This window comes from Salicola sp. AFF1, assembly GCF_056783195.1.
Genome location: NZ_JBXAYL010000119.1, coordinates 1 through 612, shown reverse-complemented (window position 1 = coordinate 612; position 612 = coordinate 1). Strand labels below are relative to the sequence as shown.

Annotated in this window: 1 protein-coding gene; it reads left to right on the top strand. The window is 62.6% G+C overall.

Annotated elements, in window-relative coordinates:
* Positions 1-213 precede the first annotated feature (213 nt).
* On the top strand, positions 214-612 hold a 399-nt coding region (locus AC1RQI_RS16995; RefSeq protein WP_481905798.1), incomplete at its 3' end, for a CHC2 zinc finger domain-containing protein.

Sequence of the window (612 nt, the reverse complement as noted above, 5' to 3'; positions counted from 1 at the left end):
TCCCTTGCCCTTCCTTAGCTGCTTGATGCGCTGACCAAGGCGTTTCACTGCTGAGGTGTCTTGCATGAGCTGAATTAAATCCTGGGTCACAAACACCTCCGCAGTATATCCCTGCTTTGAAAGTCGCTCTTGCCAAAAGTTCCTTGCGGGAATATATTGGATTTCCAAACAGGAATCAAATCGGCCATTGACAGGTTTTGGAGGCAAAGGGCCATGGCACGAGTCCCGCAAGAGACAGTGGAGCGCATCAAGCGCGAACTCCCCTTGGTGCGGCTGGTCGAGGCCAAGGGCTTCGAGCCCCGGGCCCACGGGCGGGACTACGCCATTCACTGCCCCTTCCACGCCGGCGACGACACGCCGAGTCTGATCATCACGCCGGAGGTGAACCTGTTCCATTGCCCGGCCTGCGGGGCCAGGGGCTCGCCCATTGACTGGGTGATGAAGATCGAGGGCGTGTCCACGCGTCACGCGCTGGCGCTGTTGTCGGCGGAGCTCGACGGCACCGCCTCCTTAGCCGCTGACGGGGCGGACCCGGGGACCCGGTCAAGGCGGTGCGCCAGAGCACCCGCCGCAAGCTCCCGCCGCTTCTGGACACCAGCGCCGACCACCAGG